This window comes from Bacillus sp. ISL-41 (genome assembly GCF_018613235.1).
In the GTDB taxonomy this organism is placed as follows: Bacteria; Bacillota; Bacilli; order Bacillales; family Cytobacillaceae; genus Mesobacillus.
Genome location: NZ_JAGGQP010000030.1, coordinates 111,994 through 129,934, shown reverse-complemented (window position 1 = coordinate 129,934; position 17,941 = coordinate 111,994). Strand labels below are relative to the sequence as shown.

At 42.9% G+C, this 17,941-nt stretch carries 19 protein-coding genes; 4 read left to right on the top strand and 15 right to left on the bottom strand.

Annotated features, from left to right (window positions below):
- Positions 1–182: 182 nt before the first annotated feature.
- Positions 183–752 carry a hypothetical protein gene (locus tag J7I80_RS16120; protein WP_214739404.1) on the top strand — a complete coding sequence of 190 codons (570 nt, stop codon included), beginning with the start codon at positions 183–185 and terminating at the stop codon, positions 750–752.
- A gap of 55 nt (positions 753–807) precedes the next feature.
- Here J7I80_RS16120 and zur read toward each other — a convergent pair whose 3' ends face one another.
- The 3 genes from zur to J7I80_RS16105 are packed head-to-tail and all read right to left on the bottom strand — an operon-like array spanning position 808 to position 2,860.
- Complete coding sequence (gene zur, locus J7I80_RS16115; RefSeq protein ID WP_214739402.1) at positions 808–1,221, bottom strand: zinc uptake transcriptional repressor Zur; 414 nt, start codon at positions 1,219–1,221, stop codon at positions 808–810.
- Positions 1,222–1,233: 12 nt separating this feature from the next.
- Positions 1,234–2,076: a metal ABC transporter permease gene (locus J7I80_RS16110; protein ID WP_214739400.1), complete on the bottom strand. Its 843-nt coding sequence runs from the start codon at positions 2,074–2,076 to the stop codon at positions 1,234–1,236.
- Entirely contained in the window at positions 2,069–2,860 is a 792-nt protein-coding gene (locus tag J7I80_RS16105) for a metal ABC transporter ATP-binding protein (protein ID WP_214739398.1), read from the bottom strand. Before J7I80_RS16105 ends, J7I80_RS16110 begins: the two co-directional genes overlap by 8 nt.
- 151 nt (positions 2,861–3,011) lie before the next feature.
- Here J7I80_RS16105 and J7I80_RS16100 point away from each other — a divergent pair, with 151 nt between their 5' ends.
- Entirely contained in the window at positions 3,012–3,266 is a 255-nt protein-coding gene (locus J7I80_RS16100; protein ID WP_192470862.1) for a DUF2624 domain-containing protein, read from the top strand.
- A gap of 473 nt (positions 3,267–3,739) precedes the next feature.
- On the opposite strand, the gene J7I80_RS16095 is transcribed toward J7I80_RS16100, so the two are convergent.
- The gene (locus J7I80_RS16095; RefSeq protein WP_214739396.1) at positions 3,740–4,630 is read right to left on the bottom strand and encodes a deoxyribonuclease IV; all 891 of its coding nucleotides are present in this window, start codon (positions 4,628–4,630) and stop codon (positions 3,740–3,742) included.
- Between the two features lie 31 nt (positions 4,631–4,661).
- The gene (locus tag J7I80_RS16090; protein ID WP_214739394.1) at positions 4,662–5,975 is read right to left on the bottom strand and encodes a DEAD/DEAH box helicase; all 1,314 of its coding nucleotides are present in this window, start codon (positions 5,973–5,975) and stop codon (positions 4,662–4,664) included.
- Positions 5,976–6,298: 323 nt separating this feature from the next.
- Between J7I80_RS16090 and J7I80_RS16085 the strand changes: the two genes are divergently transcribed.
- Entirely contained in the window at positions 6,299–6,844 is a 546-nt protein-coding gene (locus J7I80_RS16085) for a YqfQ family protein (protein WP_251027805.1), read from the top strand.
- A gap of 290 nt (positions 6,845–7,134) precedes the next feature.
- A complete protein-coding gene (locus tag J7I80_RS16080) occupies positions 7,135–8,091 on the top strand; it encodes a 4-hydroxy-3-methylbut-2-enyl diphosphate reductase (RefSeq protein WP_214739392.1) in 957 nt (318 codons plus the stop codon).
- Positions 8,092–8,163: 72 nt separating this feature from the next.
- Here J7I80_RS16080 and J7I80_RS16075 read toward each other — a convergent pair whose 3' ends face one another.
- The 10 genes from J7I80_RS16075 to ccpN form a co-directional block, all read right to left on the bottom strand.
- Positions 8,164–9,279, bottom strand: a complete 1,116-nt coding sequence (locus J7I80_RS16075; RefSeq protein WP_214739389.1) for a Nif3-like dinuclear metal center hexameric protein — start codon at positions 9,277–9,279, stop codon at positions 8,164–8,166.
- Complete coding sequence (locus J7I80_RS16070) at positions 9,276–9,986, bottom strand: tRNA (adenine(22)-N(1))-methyltransferase (protein WP_214739387.1); 711 nt, start codon at positions 9,984–9,986, stop codon at positions 9,276–9,278. The genes J7I80_RS16075 and J7I80_RS16070 overlap by 4 nt, the downstream gene beginning before the upstream one ends.
- A 118-nt stretch (positions 9,987–10,104) precedes the next feature.
- Positions 10,105–10,470: a cytochrome c550 gene (cccA, locus tag J7I80_RS16065; protein WP_214739385.1), complete on the bottom strand. Its 366-nt coding sequence runs from the start codon at positions 10,468–10,470 to the stop codon at positions 10,105–10,107.
- Between the two features lie 185 nt (positions 10,471–10,655).
- The gene (locus J7I80_RS16060; protein WP_214739383.1) at positions 10,656–11,795 is read right to left on the bottom strand and encodes an acyl-CoA dehydrogenase family protein; all 1,140 of its coding nucleotides are present in this window, start codon (positions 11,793–11,795) and stop codon (positions 10,656–10,658) included.
- 98 nt (positions 11,796–11,893) lie between these two features.
- The gene (locus J7I80_RS16055; protein WP_214739382.1) at positions 11,894–12,424 is read right to left on the bottom strand and encodes a hypothetical protein; all 531 of its coding nucleotides are present in this window, start codon (positions 12,422–12,424) and stop codon (positions 11,894–11,896) included.
- Positions 12,425–12,523: 99 nt separating this feature from the next.
- Positions 12,524–13,654 (bottom strand): RNA polymerase sigma factor RpoD, encoded by a 1,131-nt coding sequence (rpoD, locus tag J7I80_RS16050; RefSeq protein WP_192470854.1) that lies wholly within the window; start codon positions 13,652–13,654, stop codon positions 12,524–12,526.
- Between the two features lie 43 nt (positions 13,655–13,697).
- The gene (dnaG, locus tag J7I80_RS16045) at positions 13,698–15,503 is read right to left on the bottom strand and encodes a DNA primase (RefSeq protein WP_214739381.1); all 1,806 of its coding nucleotides are present in this window, start codon (positions 15,501–15,503) and stop codon (positions 13,698–13,700) included.
- Between the two features lie 15 nt (positions 15,504–15,518).
- Entirely contained in the window at positions 15,519–15,926 is a 408-nt protein-coding gene (locus tag J7I80_RS16040; protein WP_483297712.1) for a DUF188 domain-containing protein, read from the bottom strand.
- A 338-nt stretch (positions 15,927–16,264) separates the two neighbouring features.
- The gene (locus J7I80_RS16035) at positions 16,265–17,083 is read right to left on the bottom strand and encodes a pyruvate, water dikinase regulatory protein (protein WP_214739380.1); all 819 of its coding nucleotides are present in this window, start codon (positions 17,081–17,083) and stop codon (positions 16,265–16,267) included.
- A gap of 28 nt (positions 17,084–17,111) precedes the next feature.
- A complete protein-coding gene (gene ccpN, locus J7I80_RS16030) occupies positions 17,112–17,741 on the bottom strand; it encodes a transcriptional regulator CcpN (RefSeq protein WP_192470921.1) in 630 nt (209 codons plus the stop codon).
- Positions 17,742–17,941: the final 200 nt, after the last annotated feature.

The following is a 17,941-nucleotide window of genomic DNA, read 5'->3' as shown; positions in this document are numbered from 1 at the left end:
TACGAGTGAGAAGGATTTCATCATGGCAATGTTTGTCTAAGACTTTTTTGGATACTTAGAACCATGAGTGACACTTATACCAAGAGGAAATATTCAAGAACGCAGATTGAGAAAAGTAAATCTTTTGCGGTCATTCACTATTTGGTAAGATTAAATAAAGATTATGTTGAAGGAGCAGATTGATGAAAAAACGTTTTGGCATAGACATCGATGGTACAGTCACTTGTCCCACTACATTTGTACCTTATTTAAATGAAGGCTTCAATTTGAATATTACACTGGATGATATCAAGCAATATGACTTTATGCCCCTTGTATCCGTATCTGAAAAAGAGTTTGCTGCCTGGTTCAAAAAAATGGAGCCTGAAATTTATTCTAATTCACCATTAGCAGAAGGTGCCAGGGATATTTTAAAGAGCTGGGAGAATGAACATGAATTATATTTCATTAGTGCCAGAGGAACACATTTACTAGACCTGACTAAAGAATGGTTTTCTGTCAATGAACTTAACTATCATGACATCCATCTGATCGGCTCACATGATAAAATTGAGGCAGCACGGAAATACGAAGTGGATATATTTTTCGAGGACAAACACGATAATGCAGTCAATTTGCACGAGGAGTTAAGGATTCCAGTGATCCTTTTCAATACTCCTTATAACCAGGAACCGATTCCTGAAGGAGTTATACGCGTGAATAATTGGAAAGAAGCAAATAAATGGGTAGAAAATTGGATTAAAGATAATTAAAACGGCCATTTGCATGGCCGTTTTTCAGTTTTACTCGTCTATAGTTTCTTTCCGTTTATTGAACACAATCCGGGCAGCGGCCATATATTTCAAATTTATGTCCGGAAATATCATAGCCTTTGAAGCTTGCCTCGATATTCCTCATCGGACAGGTCTCAATTTCCTTCGTTTTGCCGCAGTCAAGGCAAATGAAGTGATGATGATGCTCTTTATGTGAGCAGGTAAAGCGGAAGTGCTTTTCACCCGAGAGCTCTGTCATTTCAAGAATCCCCAGTTCAGCAAACACGCTCAAATTCCGGTAGATTGTATCGAAGCTTAAGCCCGGATAATTGCCCTTCATCTGTTCAAGTACATCGCGAGCAGTCAAATATTTGTCATTATCGGAAAATAGCTGGAGCATATCTTCGCGTTTTCCGGTATGTTTGTAACCCTGTTCCTTCAGCAGGCTCATTGCTTCATTCACATTCATGAAATCACCCCGTTAGATGGATCTAGTTGCTGCACGTTTTCTAAGCCAAATGGCCAGCACAAGGATAAGTACCGCAATCATCACAATCGTTCCGCCAGGAGCAAGGTCCAGATAGTAGGAAAGGAACAAACCGCCCAGTACTGATACCTCACCAAACAGGATGGAATAGAAAATGGTTTGCTTGAAACCCTTCGCGAAACGGATGCTCGCTGCAACTGGCAGTGTCATCAGGGAAGAGACCAGTAAGATTCCAACGATTCTCATCGATGCCGCAATCACCAGTGCCACCATGACGATGAATATAAAGTGAAGCGTCTTTGCGGCAATTCCAGTTGCCCTTGCATATTCTTCATCAAATGATAATAGGAAAAGTTCTTTATACAATAACACAACAAGCGCTATTACAAGAATGCTGATAACCAGGATTGTCCAAAGGTCAGTCCTGCTCACCGCACTAACGCTGCCGAATAAATAGCTGAACAAGTCAGTATTGAAGCCATCAGCAAGTGAAATGAAGATGACCCCAAGTCCGATTCCCCCGGAAAGGATAATCGGAATAGCCAATTCCTGATAATGTTTATACACGGAACGCAGCTTTTCAATAAATAGTGATCCGCCTACTGAGAACGCCATTCCCATGTAAAGTGGATTCAAGCCGCTGAACAGCATAAACTTTTTCTCTAGCAGAAGGCTTGCGGCAATTCCCGCCAATGTGACATGGCTGAGAGCATCTGCTATGAGGGACAGCCGTCTTACTACGATGAAAACGCCTAGAAGCGGGGCAATCACCCCAATGATCATGCCGGTTAAAAAAGCATTCTGCAAAAATTCATATTGCAACAGTCCGCTAATCATGAAGGTGCCCTCCTCCGTGATGATGGTGATCGTGAGTCAGGACATGGACATCATGACCGTAGATTTCTGAAACATCATTAATCTTCAGCTGTTCGAATTCCTCTGCACTTCCATGGAAATGCATATTTTTATTCAAGCAGGCTACATTTGTAACCTTTTCTGAAATTGTACCAATGTCGTGGGTTACCAGGAGCAAAGTAATCCCTTTCTCCTTATTGAGTGTTTCGAGCATCTCGTAAAAGGAATTGACATTCTGAACATCTACCCCTACCGTTGGTTCATCCAGAATCAGCAATTCCGGTTCACTGACAAGTGCCCTTGCAATGAAAACCCTCTGCTGCTGACCTCCGGATAGTTCTCCAATGTTCCTGTCGAGGAATTTTCCCATCCCTACGGAGTCGATTGCTTGCTTTATTTTTGCATGGTCACTCTTCTTCAGAAAATTAAATAGGCCAAGCTTCTTTGTCAGTCCGCTGGCCACTACCTCAAAAACGGTAGCAGGGAAGCCAGTGTTGAAAGAATTGGCTTTTTGAGATACAAAGCCAATTTTGTGCTGTTCTCTAAACTTGCTGATATCCTGTCCGAACAGACGGATTGAGCCTTGCTGCGGCTTGATCAGACCAAGCATCAGCTTAAGAAGTGTTGACTTGCCGGAACCGTTCGGGCCGACAATCGCTAAAAAACTGCCCTTTTCGATAGACAGATTTATATTTTCAAGAACATTTTCTTTATCATATCGATAATAAAGGTCCTGTACCTGGACGATGTAATTATTAGTGTCCATTTTATCACCCGCAAAATAAGAATCATTCCGATTTACTTTTAGTAGTATATCTCTTACTGACGATAATGTAAATAAAAGAACTCACAATCCAAGAAAATTGTCACGAATCCAGAACTGGGCACATACCCTACTATGAAGGAGTGATGATCTTTTGGCTATTTTCGAAAACATCATTAATCATAAGATAGGCAACATCACGGCTGATGAACTGCTGAAGTACGCCTCTCAATTTAATATTTCCATTACAAAGGCACAGGCAGAGAAAATCGCCGGATACTTACGCGGTAAAAAAGTAAACATCTTTATTGATTCAGAGAGAACGGCATTGATCAAACAAATAGCAAGAATCACCAGCCCTGAGACAGCAAAAGAAGTTAACAAGCTGTTCGTGAAATTCACCAAATAAGAGATGTGTCCGTCATGATTCCTATGACGGACACTTTTTTCTTTTTCCAGATCATTTCTGTCCGTCATGCCCCTTATGAGGGACACTTTTTCCTTTTCCCCGATCATTTCTGTCCGTCATGATATTTATGACGGACACTTCTACCTTTTTCTCAGTTATTTCTGTCCGTCATGACCCTTATGACGGACACTTTCTTCTTTTGCCCCGCCAATTCTGTCCGTCATGACACCTATGACGGACACTTCTACCTTTTTCTCAGTTATTTCTGTCCGTCATAACCCTTATGACGGACACTTTCTTCTTTTGCCCCGCCAATACTGTCCGTCATGACACCTATGACGGACACTTCTACCTTTTTCTCAGTCATTTCTGTCCGTCATGCCTGTTATTATCATTCCACCTTGTGAATCCCCTATAACCGGCAGCTATCTTTATCCACAAAAAAAGCTGTGGAACTCGTCCACAGCTTTCGTTTAGCCATTCCTGATGATATCAAGCAGGTTTTCTTCGAATTGTTTGCTTTTCAGCATGTCAATTTCATATTTGTAAGGCGCTTTTTTACTGTTCTTGTCCTCACCGACAAATGGAGTTTCGAGGATTTTAGGAACATGTGTCAACTGCGGATGGTGGACAATGTAGCTTAATGCCTCAAAGCCGATATGTCCAAACCCGATATTCTCGTGGCGGTCTTTCCTCATCCCGACCTCATTTTTGCTGTCATTGATGTGAAGTACTTTCAGTCTGTCAAGACCGATGATTTTGTCAAATTCATTCAGGACACCATCAAAATCTTCAACGATTGCATAACCAGCATCATGTGTATGGCAAGTATCGAAGCAGACAGACAGCTTGTCGTTATGGGTTACTCCCTCGATGATCATCGCGAGTTCTTCGAAGGATTTTCCGCACTCGGATCCTTTTCCAGCCATCGTTTCAAGAGCGATTTGAACCTTATCATCGCTTGTAAGAACTTCATTCAGTCCTTCGATGATTTTTTCAATGCCCTTTTCTGTTCCGGCTCCAACATGCGCACCTGGGTGCAGCACGATTTGCCTGGCTCCGATTGCTTCTGTTCGGTCGATTTCGCTCCGCAAGAACCTTACTCCTAAATCAAATGTATCAGGATTCTGCGTGTTCCCGATATTGATGATATAAGGAGCATGGACGACGATTTCATTAATGCCGTTTTGCTCCATATGCAGGCGGCCTGCTTCAATATTCAGGTCCTCGATTTTCTTTCTTCTTGTGTTCTGAGGTGCCCCTGTATAGATCATAAAAGTATTTGCACCATATGAGACAGCTTCCTCACTGGCAGCTAGCAGCATTTTTTTGCCGCTCATGGAAACATGTGATCCAATCAACATCTTGATCTCTCCCTAAACATTTACAGTTTGATTACTTTTTCTTATTCAAACGATTTTCACGTTTTTTTATTTTGTCCATTTCCCACTGCATCTTTTTCTTGTATCCTGGTTTTACCTTCTTAGGCTTGGAAACGAGCGACTTTGCCTTCGCCTCGCCAGTAGTTTCTTTTTTCTTTCTGTTCTGGCGTCTGTTCCGCTCTTCGATTTCGGTGAATTCACCTTTTTTTAGATCAATGTTTTTAAAAGTGATGCCCATCTTTTCAAGGCGGACCAATGCATCTTCATCACGCTGCTCATAAACCGTCAAGGCAATACCTGATGAGCCGGCACGTGCCGTCCTTCCTACCCTGTGGATATAAAAGTCTAAATCAGTAGGCAGCTCATAATTGATGATATGGCTGATTCCCTGAATATCAATTCCTCTTGCAGCCAGGTCAGTAGCGACAAGATACTGGAACTCAAGGTCCTTGATTTGCTTCATGACACGCTTACGTTCGCGTGGGCTCAGGTCTCCATGGATACGGCCAACCTTCAGTCCTTTTTGGATTAAACCATCGGCTACTTCGTCAACTTTCTTCTTCGTGTTAGCAAATACAATTCCCAAATATGGGTTGAATGCAACAAGAGCCGAATGAACAAGCCCGATTTTATCACGATGCCTTGCTGGCAGAAGAATATGTTCAATCTTCTCTGCCGTAGCCTGTTTAGGATCGATTTGTACAAATTTTGGGTTTTCCATGTACTTTTTCAGGAATGGTTTTAATTTTTCAGGAATCGTTGCTGAAAACACAAGCATTTGCAGCTTTTCTGGCATACGGGACGCAAACTGGTCGATATCCTCGATAAAGCCCATATCCAGCATTAAGTCTGCCTCATCGATCACGAGCATGTTCGCTGTATGCACAAATAGCGCGTTTTCCTTGACCAGGTCGTTAATCCTCCCCGGTGTGCCAATGACGATTTGTGGCTGTGTCTTAAGCTTCTCAATCGTTCTTTGCTTGTCCGTTCCGCCAATATAGCAGCGGGCTGTAATCTGTTCTCCCTGAGGAGCGTGTTCAGCAATCTTAAGAACTTCATGGTAAATTTGATTGGCAAGCTCACGTGTTGGGGCAGCGATTACTGCTTGCACCTCATTGCGTGATGGATCAAGCTTATCCATAATTGGCAGTACATAGGCATGCGTCTTTCCTGTACCGGTCTGGGATTGCCCAATGGCACTCTCACCCTTCAGGATTGTAGGAATAAGACGTTCCTGGATTTCAGTCGGCTCATGAAAACCTAGTTTATTGATCGCATCTATAATGAACGGTTTCAATTCATAACGATTAAATTTTGTTTCACTCATTGAAAATCTCCTTCTTTCGTCCTGTTCCCTGGATAATCGGGGATTACAGCTCGTTCCGTAAGCTGATTTCTTCAGGTTCATCCTGTAATTATAATAAAGATTGCAGAAAATCTCCAATCAGTACTATCTTAACCTTTCCTTATAAAAAAACAAACCTGTTTCATCAATATCCTAATTTCTTAAACCAAACCTGACTTCCTGCATACTCTAATAGGAGATGAAATATTGGGAAAGGAGGGGTCACGATGCTACAAGGACCCCGTATGAATACCCGCGGAATGCATAATCCCTTTCAGGGCCCCAGTATGATGGGAGGTCCCCGAATGGGCCAGCACCAGATGTATTCGAATCGATTTGGTCCTGGACCTATGATGCCACAGAGCCAGATGCCGCGGATGTCAGGAAGGAATCCCCGCTCAAGACAAGGCGGCGGACTTCTTTCGAAGATACTGGGCAAAGGCAATAGCCAGCGGAATAGTCCATCCGGTTTATTATCTGGAGGAAATACAGCAGCACGAGGAGCAGGCTCAGGCGGCGGTATCCTGAAAACTCTCGCTGATCCATCTGCTTTGAATGGATTTCTCACCAACACTCAAAAAGTTCTTAACACTGCACAGCAATTCGGACCAATGATCCAGCAATATGGTCCTCTCGTCCGAAATTTGCCTTCAATGTGGAAACTGTACAGAGGATTGAAAGACCTCCCGGATGCTGAAGAGCAAACGGCTGAAACAGAAACGAATGAAAAAACAGAGAAAAAGCAAAAGACAAAAAAATCCAAAAGGGCTGGCCAAACTTCCCCGACACAAAAAAAGTCCGCGCAAAAACAAAGCAATAATGCAGCTTCTACTCCTAAATTATTCATATAAATAGGCTCTTTTCTCATACTTTGTTGCTATTGACTACAAAATAGGATTGAATTTCCTAAGTTTCTACACAAAATTAACGCTTATTATGAGAAGAGTGCTTGTAAACTTAGAACTGACTTACAAAATGGCTTTTTAATCGGCTTAAGGATTTTAACAACAATTTTTACGAAAACAGCCTATAAATACGACAACAGTTAATTCATTCCTTCTGGAAAGTCGCTTTTGTATTCTTTCTGCAAGTCTTATATAATAAAAGAAAGAATCAGAGGTACTCTTAGGAGGATGACTCAATGAATGTAATTAAAATATCGCCACGCGGTTATTGCTATGGTGTAGTGGATGCCATGGTCATTGCACGCAATGCTGCATTGGATAAAAGCCTGCCGCGTCCAATATATATACTCGGGATGATTGTCCATAATAAGCATGTCACTGATGCGTTTGAAGAGGAAGGCATCATTACATTGGATGGAAACAACCGAAAGGAAATCCTTGAAAAAGTTGAAGGCGGAACAGTTATCTTCACAGCCCATGGCATTTCACCGGAAGTCAGGGAGCTTGCCAAGGAAAAGGGGCTTGTTTCGATTGACGCAACATGCCCTGACGTGACAAACACCCATAACCTGATCAGGGAAAAAGAAAAAGAAGGTTTTGAGGTTATTTATATCGGCAAAAAAGGGCATCCCGAACCTGAAGGAGCTGTAGGTGTCGCACCAGGGATCGTTCATCTTGTGGAAACGCCAGCGGATGTAGAGGCATTGGATCTGCAGGCTGAAAAATTAATCGTAACCAACCAGACAACGATGAGCCAGTGGGACGTTGCCGACATCATGAAGAACGTAAAGGAAAAGTACCCTCATGCGGAAGTCCATAGAGAAATTTGCATGGCTACACAAGTCCGCCAGGAGGCTGTCGCCGAGCAGGCTAAAGAGGCAGATGTGCTAATTGTGGTTGGCGACCCTAAAAGCAATAACTCAAATCGTCTCGCACAGGTATCAGAAGAAATAGCCGGAACAAAAGCATATCGAATTGCCGATATCACCGAGCTTGATATCGAATGGATAAAAGAGGCTGATACAGTCGCAGTCACATCTGGAGCATCGACTCCAACTCCTATTACAAAAGAGGTCATTACCTTCCTCGGACAGTTTGACAAAGAAAACGAAGAAACCTGGGTAAAAGAGAAAAAGGTACCTCTTCATAAAATCCTGCCAAAGGTCAAAAAAACCGAGGCCAACGTAAAATAGGAAAGCAGCCTGAATTAACTTCAGGCTGCTTTCTTGTTTCCTTCAAAACCTTATACCGCACTCGATTTCTTGCTAGATAAAGGTGAACGGATCTGTTCCTATCTCAGATGGAATGAATTTAACATCAAACCCTTTTTCTTTACATAATCCCTCCATCACCGTGGCGACTCCCTTTTTCATGATTTTTTCGACATTATGTCCAGGATCAATCATATTCAATCCGGCCATCAGGGCATCGTGTGCTGTGTGATAGTAGATATCCCCGGTAATATAAACGTCTGCTCCGCGGAATTTCGCCTGTGAGTAATACTTATTTCCGTCACCGCCAAGGACAGCCACTTTTTTCACCCTCGCGTTCAAGTCCCCGACGACTCGGACTTTATCGACTCCCAAAGCTTCCTTTACTACTTTAGCATATTCAGAAAGGGTCGTCTCTTCGACTTGCCCGATTCTTCCAAGTCCAAGTTGTTCTCCCGTATTATCAAGTCGATATATATCATAGGCGACCTCCTCATAAGGATGGGCCTTGATCATAGCCTGGATGACTTTCTTTTCAATACTCTGCGGAAAAATCGTTTCTACTCGCACTTCATTGACTGCTTCAAGCTTCCCTTGTTCGCCGATATGAGGATTTGTATTTTCTCCAGGCAGGAAACGTCCTTCCCCGGCCCCGGAGAACGAACAATGGCTATAATTGCCGATTGCTCCGGCTCCTGCATTTCCTAATGCATCTCGCAATCGCTCTGCATCTTCCTCAGGCACGAAAACGACAAGCTTTTTCAGTTGATCCTCATAGGTAGGTACAAGCACTTGAGGGTTCTTTAAACCAAGAGCAGCAGCCAGGAGGTCGTTTACGCCTCCCTTTGCCACATCCAGGTTTGTGTGTGCCGCATAAACTGCGATGTCATGCTTGATTAGCCTGGCAATCATTCGTCCGGCAGGAGTGTCCGTAGCGATGTTTTTCAATGGCCGGAATATCGGCGGATGGTGGGCGATGATTAATTGAGCGTTCCGGTTAATCGCCTCCTCCACCACTTCCTCTGTTACATCAAGAGCCACGAGAACGTTCTCGACCGGTTGGTTCAGGGCCCCGATTTGCAGGCCGACCTTATCGCCTTCCACTGCAAATGCCTTGGGTGAAAATTGTTCAAAAACCTGAATTACTTCATGTCCATTCACTTTTTTCACTGTAACGCCTCCTCTGCCATCTTTAGTTTCGTTTTCAGTTCCTGTCTCTTGCTTCCTGTCTCATCATTCTGCACAGCCTCATCCAGCTGCTTTAAGATTCGCTCCCAATTTCTCTTCTCTGCACTCCACTTTTCTTTGAACACTGCAGTCTTTTCCTTTAGTAAAAATGGACCAAACAATATTCCAAGTTCCACATCGAGATCCTGATAAGGCTTCAGCGGTTCACCCTTTTCTGCAACAAGGACCTCATAAATTTTCTTGTCTTCTTCAAGGATTTCTTCTTTAACCAGTTCCCACCCATTGTCAATCAGCCATCTGCGCACTGAAAAGCTGCCAACATTAGGCTGGAGGACAAGCCTGCTTATTCCTTCTAGTTTCGATTTTCCTTGTTCCAGGATTGTGGAAATCAATGTACCGCCCATGCCGGCAATGGTTATACAATCTACCTCTCCAGCTTCAATAACTTCAAGGCCGTTCCCTTTTCTGACGGAAATCTTGTCTGTCAGGTTTTCCTCCTGAACTTGCTCAAGGGCAGATTGAAACGGCCCTTCTGCGACCTCACCAGCAATCGCCGTCGGGACGGTTCCTTTTTTCACAACATTACAAGGAAGATAGGCATGATCAGAACCGATATCGGCCAGTCTCGCCGCCAGAGGAATATTATTTGCAACGGCTTCAAGCCGGTCTGAGAGTTTTTCAGTATTCATAAACGTCACCCACTAAATCGTATTTTGCTTTTTTAAGTATATGAAACACCATGCCTATTGTCCAATTATCCTAAAAAAAGCAAAGGCCCTTTGCGGATGCAAAGAGCCTTTACAAAAATTACTTCAATTCATTGACAATCCATTCTGCCATTTCTGCTTCCTTGCCAGCAGCCAGACCAGGAGGCATAGCTCCTTTACCATTAGTTAAAATGTCCTGGATTTCTTCTTTGGAGTACTTGCTGCCTACACCTTTCAATGAAGGACCTGAAACGCCTTCATACTGGTTTCCGTGGCACATCGCGCAGGATTGCTGGTAAAAATCCTCTGGGTTTGCTTCAGCAGTTTCTTCTGTCTTTTCACCGCCGCCTTCTTTTTCCTTAGCAAGATCCTTGGAATCCCCAATACCTTTAAAAGAAAGCAGGAACATCAAGCCGATCCCCATCACCATGATCAACACGAACGGGATAATTGGATTACGATTCATCATATACCCTCCTTTATGTACAACATCAAATCTTAAATAATGATTTCACACAGATATTATTTTACTTGAAAAACGTTTACAGGGAAAGTAAAAAAGCAAACTTTGTCACACTTGTTCACAATTTAGACAAAAAACTCCATCGTTAGATGAAGTTTTTCTGTACAAAGCATATTTAGGATACCCTTTTAGCAGCCAATTAATCTGGCAATCACCATTCTTTGGACTTCTGAAGTGCCTTCACCAATCTCCAGTAGCTTCGCATCCCTCATGTATCTTTCTACTTCGTACTCTCTCATATAGCCATAGCCGCCATGGATCTGAACAGCCTGGTCAGCCACTTCCATCGCGATCTCTGAAGCATAAAGCTTGCACATTGAAGCTTCCTTGGAGAATGGGCGCCCTTGGTCCTTCAGCCAGGCAGCCTTATAAACCATATTGCGGGCAAGTTCAACTTTCATTGCCATATCGGCAAGCTTGAACTGGATAGCCTGGAACTGTGAGATCGGTCTGCCAAACTGCTGTCTTTCCTTAGCATACTGGAGTGCTTTTTCATAAGCAGCCTGAGCCACTCCAACAGCCATCGCGCCTATGCCGATTCTGCCGCCGTCCAAGGTTACAAGGAATTGCTTGAAGCCTTCCCCTTTCTTGCCAAGCAGGTTCTCAACGGGAACTTGAACATCCTCCATCACCAGCTGAGTGGTATTCGATGCATTCAACCCCATCTTTTCATAATTGTCAATGACAGAAAAACCTGGTGCATCAGTTGGTACGATAATCGCACTGATTTCCTTTTTACCATCCACATTGCCAGTGATCGCCGTCATTGCGAGATGTTTGGCATAACTGGCATTTGTGATAAAGTTCTTGCTGCCATTGATGATGTATTCTCCATCCACTTCCTTGGCTGTTGTCTGTGTTCCTCCTGCATCCGAGCCTGCATTTGGTTCTGTCAGTCCGAAAGCTCCCAGTGACTCGCCTGTACAGATTGGTGCCAGGTATTTCTGTTTCTGCTCCTCTGTACCAAATAGATTGATAGGAGCGCCTCCAAGAGATATGTGGGCAGAGTATGTAATCCCAGTTGAGGCGCATGCTTTACTTAATTCCTCGGTCACAATCGCAAAACTGACCGTATCAGCTCCTGCTCCGCCGTATTCCTCCGGGAATGGCAAGCCCAGCATCCCAAGCTCCCCAAGCTTTTTGAAAATTTCTGTCGGGAATTGTTTTGTTTTATCTCTTTCAATCGCTCCAGGAGCAACTTCTTCCTCCGCAAATTCTCTGATTGTCCTTTTAATCATTGCCTGTTCTGATGTTAAATCGAAATTCATTTCCATCCCCCTTAAAACATTGAATGCGTTTACATTCTTCATTATAAAGGTGAATAAACAATTTTCTCAACATTTAAAAACTTTTAAATTATTAAAAATTATATAAATATAGTAATTAGCAGGACAATTAACCCGATGATTCCTGATAATTTGAAGCTTACCATCTTCCACCTCGTCCCTGCTGTAATCCACAATAAGCAGTTAAGACCAGCTATGATGTAAAGCATGACGGAATGGTCTGGAAATATTATTTCAGCTGCCTGAACAGATGTGATTAATAAAAGAAGTGCAGAAGCGAGTAATGGGATCAAATCAAAAAAAGATTTTTTCACCATGTAAATGGCTGCTGAAAGGGTACTAATACCAAAAAAAATAATGAAGGCAGTTTGCAAAAAGAGCGACAATTCAGTAAAATAAAATAAAAAAACTGAAAGCGATAACAAGCCAGCCAAAATAAAACTAATCAATCCTGTCATGCCTTTCGGTCCTTTTCCTTGAGGCAATTCGACTTCAGTGCCTCCTTCTGTATATAAGTTCAATAGAAAGTCACAGTAGTGCTCCGGCAGCATCCTGTTTTGTTTCCAGTACTTAATCTCATTGGTGATAATTTTCCTGCGATGATCATCCATAGTTGGGCACATCCTGTCTGATTGGTTTCCTTGATAAAAGTTCATAAAAAAAGGAATAATTTACTTTTATTTTAAAAAGTAAATTATTCCTTGGCAATCCTATTCTAAAAAGTCTTTCAAACGTTTGCTGCGGCTTGGGTGCCTTAGCTTGCGAAGTGCTTTAGCTTCGATTTGACGAATACGCTCGCGTGTAACGCCAAATACCTTGCCCACTTCTTCCAGAGTGCGTGTACGTCCATCATCAAGACCGAAACGGAGTCTAAGGACATTCTCTTCACGGTCAGTAAGAGTATCAAGGACATCCTCCAGCTGTTCCTTCAAAAGCTCATAAGCAGCATGTTCTGAAGGAGATGTAGCATCCTGGTCCTCGATGAAATCCCCAAGGTGAGAATCATCTTCTTCCCCAATTGGCGTTTCGAGGGATACCGGCTCCTGGGCAATCTTCAGGATTTCACGTACTTTTTCAGGGGACAGGTCCATGTCTTCACCGATCTCTTCAGGTGTCGGTTCGCGTCCTAAGTCTTGAAGGAGCTGCCTTTGAACACGAATCAATTTATTGATTGTTTCCACCATATGGACAGGAATCCTGATTGTCCTTGCCTGGTCAGCGATGGCACGAGTGATGGCCTGACGAATCCACCAGGTAGCATAGGTACTGAATTTAAATCCTTTGCGGTAATCGAACTTTTCGACAGCCTTGATCAAGCCCATGTTTCCTTCCTGAATCAGGTCAAGGAATAACATGCCACGGCCAACATAACGTTTCGCGATACTTACTACAAGTCGAAGGTTGGCTTCGGCGAGTCGTCTTTTGGCTTCCTCATCGCCTTGTTCAATTCGTTCTGCCAGATTGATCTCTTCTTCTGCAGAAAGCAGGTCAACTCGGCCAATCTCTTTTAGGTACATCCTTACCGGGTCATTAATCTTTACTCCCGGCGGGACACTTAAGTCATTCAAGTCGAATTCTTCATCGTCTTTGGCAAGCTGTTTGATATCAGGGTCTTCTGCTTCATCGCTTTCGCCTACGAGTTCAATCCCTTGTTCACCAAGGAACTCATAGTATTCATCCATCTGATCGGAATCAAGGTCGAAGCTTGATAGCCTTTCTGCGATATCATCATAAGCAAGGACACCTGTTTTCTTGCCAATTGCCGTTAACTGGTCTTTTACTTGTTCAACTGTCACTTCATTTTCGGTGACTTCTTTAGAACGGGCTGACTTTTCAGCCATATGTCCCCCTCCTTCCAAAAATCAAAAACAATCAGCATAAGCTCTATAAGGTCTTGCGCAAGTGTATTATTTCCGTGGCGATTGCCGCAGCGCGCAAGAAATCGTTTTGTCGTTCTGCCTGTTTTTGTTCTGCCATTTTTTCCTTTATTTTTAACATTTTTTGATAATTCAAGACCTGCTTGATATAATCAGATAATTCCTGGTCACTGATCTCCTCGTTAAGAGGCATCATTTCTATATCAGCAACGACCCTTTTTAGCTTATTATCCTGGAGATAATTTAAGAACGCTCCCGGGTCAGGATCATGTCCTTTTTCATAGTATGCAAATAAATAAGTAATAATAGCCTGGTGTTCGTCAATGTTTAATGAACTTCCTGCAAGCATTTCCTGTACCTTATAGGCGATATCGGCATCTCTCATCATATGATAGATCATTCGCCTTTCGGCCGTATGGTAGGCAGGCTTTAAGTCTGACTTCCTTGTATAGCTCACAGGTCTTGATTCTGGCCGCGGTTGATTTTGCCTTTTTGGCGCGGATACCTGAATCAGCTGATTGAGCTGTTGGACCAGTGCATCAAGCGAAAGCGAAAACTCATTCGCAAGCTGTCTCAAGTACAGATCCTTTTCTACTGCTTTCTCGAGAGTGCTGATTTCTTTAAGTACTTCTTCGATATATTGCAGGCGATCTCCTTCATTCTGAAGGTTTTTCCCACGGCGATAATATATTAATTTAAATGCCATCAAAGTGGCACTGGAACCAATTATATCGTTCCGGAATTTTCCCTCGCCATGTATCTTTATGAAATCGTCTGGATCCATTCCATCAGGCATCGTTGCAACCCTGACATTCACCCCTGCTTTGGAAAGCATGCTTGATGCCCTAAAGGCTGCTTCAATGCCGGCTTTATCCGAGTCGTAACAAACCGTTACAGCTTGAACATTTCTTTTCAGCAAGGAGATATGTTCCTCTGTCAAGGATGTTCCCATCGTGGCGACACCATTTTCAACGCCTGCACGATTAGCGGAAATAACATCCGCAAAGCCTTCAAAAAGTACAGCCTGCTGCTGTTTCCGAATCGAGCCGCGGGCGAGATGAAAATTATATAAAGTTTTACTTTTATTGAAGATTTGCGTTTCGGGACTGTTCAGATATTTGGGCTCTTCGTCCCCCATTGCTCTCCCTGAAAACGCAATCGTATTACCCTGATGATCCAGGATCGGAAACATGATCCTGTTCCGGAACCTGTCAAAGTAGGTACCATCGTTTTCCCGCTGAATGACCAATCCTGCTTTCACAATCAGTTCCAGCGAAAACCCCCGTTTTTCGAGCAGCTTAACCGCAAAATCCCATGAAGGCAGTGCATAGCCTATTTGGAAGCGGTCAATTGACTCCTGGGTGAACCCTCTGTTAAGAAGGTATTCCAGGGCATCCTGACCCTCTTTTGTGTTTACAAGCAAATGATGGTAGAATTTACGCAATAGTTCATGCGCTTCAATCATTTGCTTTGATCCTTCAGGTAGCTGTGTATTTCTGCCTGCAGCCTGCCCTTCAAGCTTCAGTTCAATGTTAGCCCGATCAGCTAGCTTCACTGCAGCTTCTTGAAAAGACAGTCCGTCAATATCCATCAGGAATGAAAATACATTCCCGCCGGCTCCACAACCAAAGCAGTGATAAATCTGCTTATCAGGTGAAACGGAAAATGACGGAGAGTTTTCCCCATGAAATGGACAAAGCCCAAAGTAGTTCCGGCCTTGTTTTTTCAATTGGACATAATCACCAATGACATCGACTATTTCAACCGCTTGCCGGATTTCATTTACTTTTTCCTCGGCAATCCTCTCTGCCATAAGCATGACCTCTAACTAGTTGTGATTCGTTGAACATACCTTACAATTCAATAAAAGCATGTTCAATCCCTTTATAAACTTTTCCCTGTCTTTTTCAGTAAAGGGTTTTGGCCCTTTTCCGTAGGATCCCTGCCTTCTAGCTTTGGCAGAAAGATATCTTAAGTCAAGAGCAGTCTGAATGTCCTTTTCTTCAAATAAATTTCCCCTTGGAGAGATGGCATAAACCCCTTTCGCAATAAGGGTAGAGGCAAGACCAATGTCCTGCGTCACCGCAAAATCACCTTTTTTTACGTGATTCATTAAATAAAGGTCTACAGCCTCCTTATGAGAATCGACAAAAACCCAGTTTTGCCCTTGAAGATCATTCTTCATATGGGCATATGAAGCCACAAAAACAGCTTCGATGGAAAACTTCGAAGCGATTTCGACAATTTCCTTAATGACCGGGCAAGAGTCTGCATCAACAAAAAGGGTCTGACTGTTGATTTTACTAGTATTAATTCTACATCACTCCGCATATTCCTTCTAAAGGAATGGATTTTTTCAAGGGAATTTTGTCGAATTTTTTCGCGGTCAATATCTTGACAACTGATAGTAAATAGTTTATTCGTAATCTGTCCAGTCTAAACCTAAACAGATACATTTTTATCACAATTTTTTATTATAGTATAAGAAAGGCTATTTTTCCATTATTTTTTCTTGGTTAATGCATTAATCCGGTAAAGAGAACTGTCAAAAAGAAAAGCACATAAAAATATGTGCTACTCGTCCATCTTCTTGTTACGGACCATATTCAGGATGACATTTGCCGTTTCTTCAACCGCTTTGTTTGTTACATCAATGACTGGACACCCTATCTTTTCGACAATCCCATCGAAATATTCGATCTCTTCCTTGATTCTTTCGATATTGGCATAAATCGCCTGATCGTTCAATCCGAGTGAAATTAATCTCTCACGGCGGATTTGGTTCAACTTATCCGGGGTGATCCTAAGGCCGAAACATTTTTCCTTTGGCACAAGAAACAATTCTTCAGGCGGGTCGACTTCCGGGACCAGTGGTACATTCGCGACTTTGTAGCGCTTATGGGCCAGGTATTGAGATAGTGGGGTTTTGGATGTTCTCGAGACTCCCACGAGAACAATATCCGCTTTCAGTATTCCTCTTGGGTCGCGGCCATCATCGTATTTTACTGCAAATTCTATTGCTTCAACTTTTTTGAAATAATCTTCGTCAAGTTTCCGGACAAGACCAGGTTCGTATAACGGGGTCTCACCGCTAAGGGTTTGAATTTGCTTCATGAGCGGGCCGATGATGTCACAAGCATATATCCCCTCTCTAGCAGCAGACTCCTGAAGATAATCGCTGATATCAGGCTTGACCAGTGTATAAGCGATCATCCCTCCATCATGCTTCGCCATCGAAATAACTTCATCAATATGTACCTTATCCTCAACGTAAGGGAACCTTTTAAGTGAAACATCCAAGTGTTCGAATTGGCTGATGGCAGCCTTCGTAACGAGCTCTGCTGTTTCTCCGACTGAATCAGAAACCACATAAATAATAGGTGTTTTACTCATCTTTGATCAACCCCTTCTATTTGCTTCATTATTCCTCAGCCAAGGCCACAAAAGCCTTTGTAATGTTTGTCTTGGTCAGCCTTCCTACCAGCTCGTAGCCATCATCTGTATCTTTGATGATTGGAAGTGCATCTATCTGCTTTTCAATTAATTCCTTGGCAGCATCAATAAGCAGGTCATCACGGCGGCAAACAGTTATATTTGGCATTCTTGTCATGATGATATTGACTGGCAATGTCGTCAGCTCCTGCTTCCCAATGCTTGCTCTTAATAAATCTTTGCGAGAAAGGACACCTACCAGCTTTGAAACTTTATCGACAACAAATAAAGTGCCTACATCTTCAAGGAACATCGTTACGATCGCATCGTATACAGATACATTTTCAGGAACAACTACAGGGATGGACTGATAATCCCTGACGAGAATTTTTTTCAGGTTCTCTGAAAGCAGCTGATTTCCAGATTTGCCTGTGTAAAAATAACCTACACGTGGTCTGGCATCCAAATATCCCGACATCGTCAGGATGGCAAGGTCTGGCCTGAGGGTAGCCCTTGTCAGATTTAATTTTTCAGCTATATGCTCTCCAGTGATTGGTCCGTTATCCTTTACGATTTGCAGAATCTGTTCCTGGCGTTTATTCAGTTCGATTGTCCTCACCACCCATCGGGAGATTTTAATAAATGCTGTTTCCGATCGTTATTAAGCACCAAGCTATCTATCTGTTTTTACTGGATTAATGTATTTAGCAAGGTTGTATTGGTCCATGGACTCAGCAGTAGACAGACGATACAGTGCCTCAGTGCTAAAAAGCCTGATAAAATCATTATATACTACACTAGGTAATAAACAGGGAATAA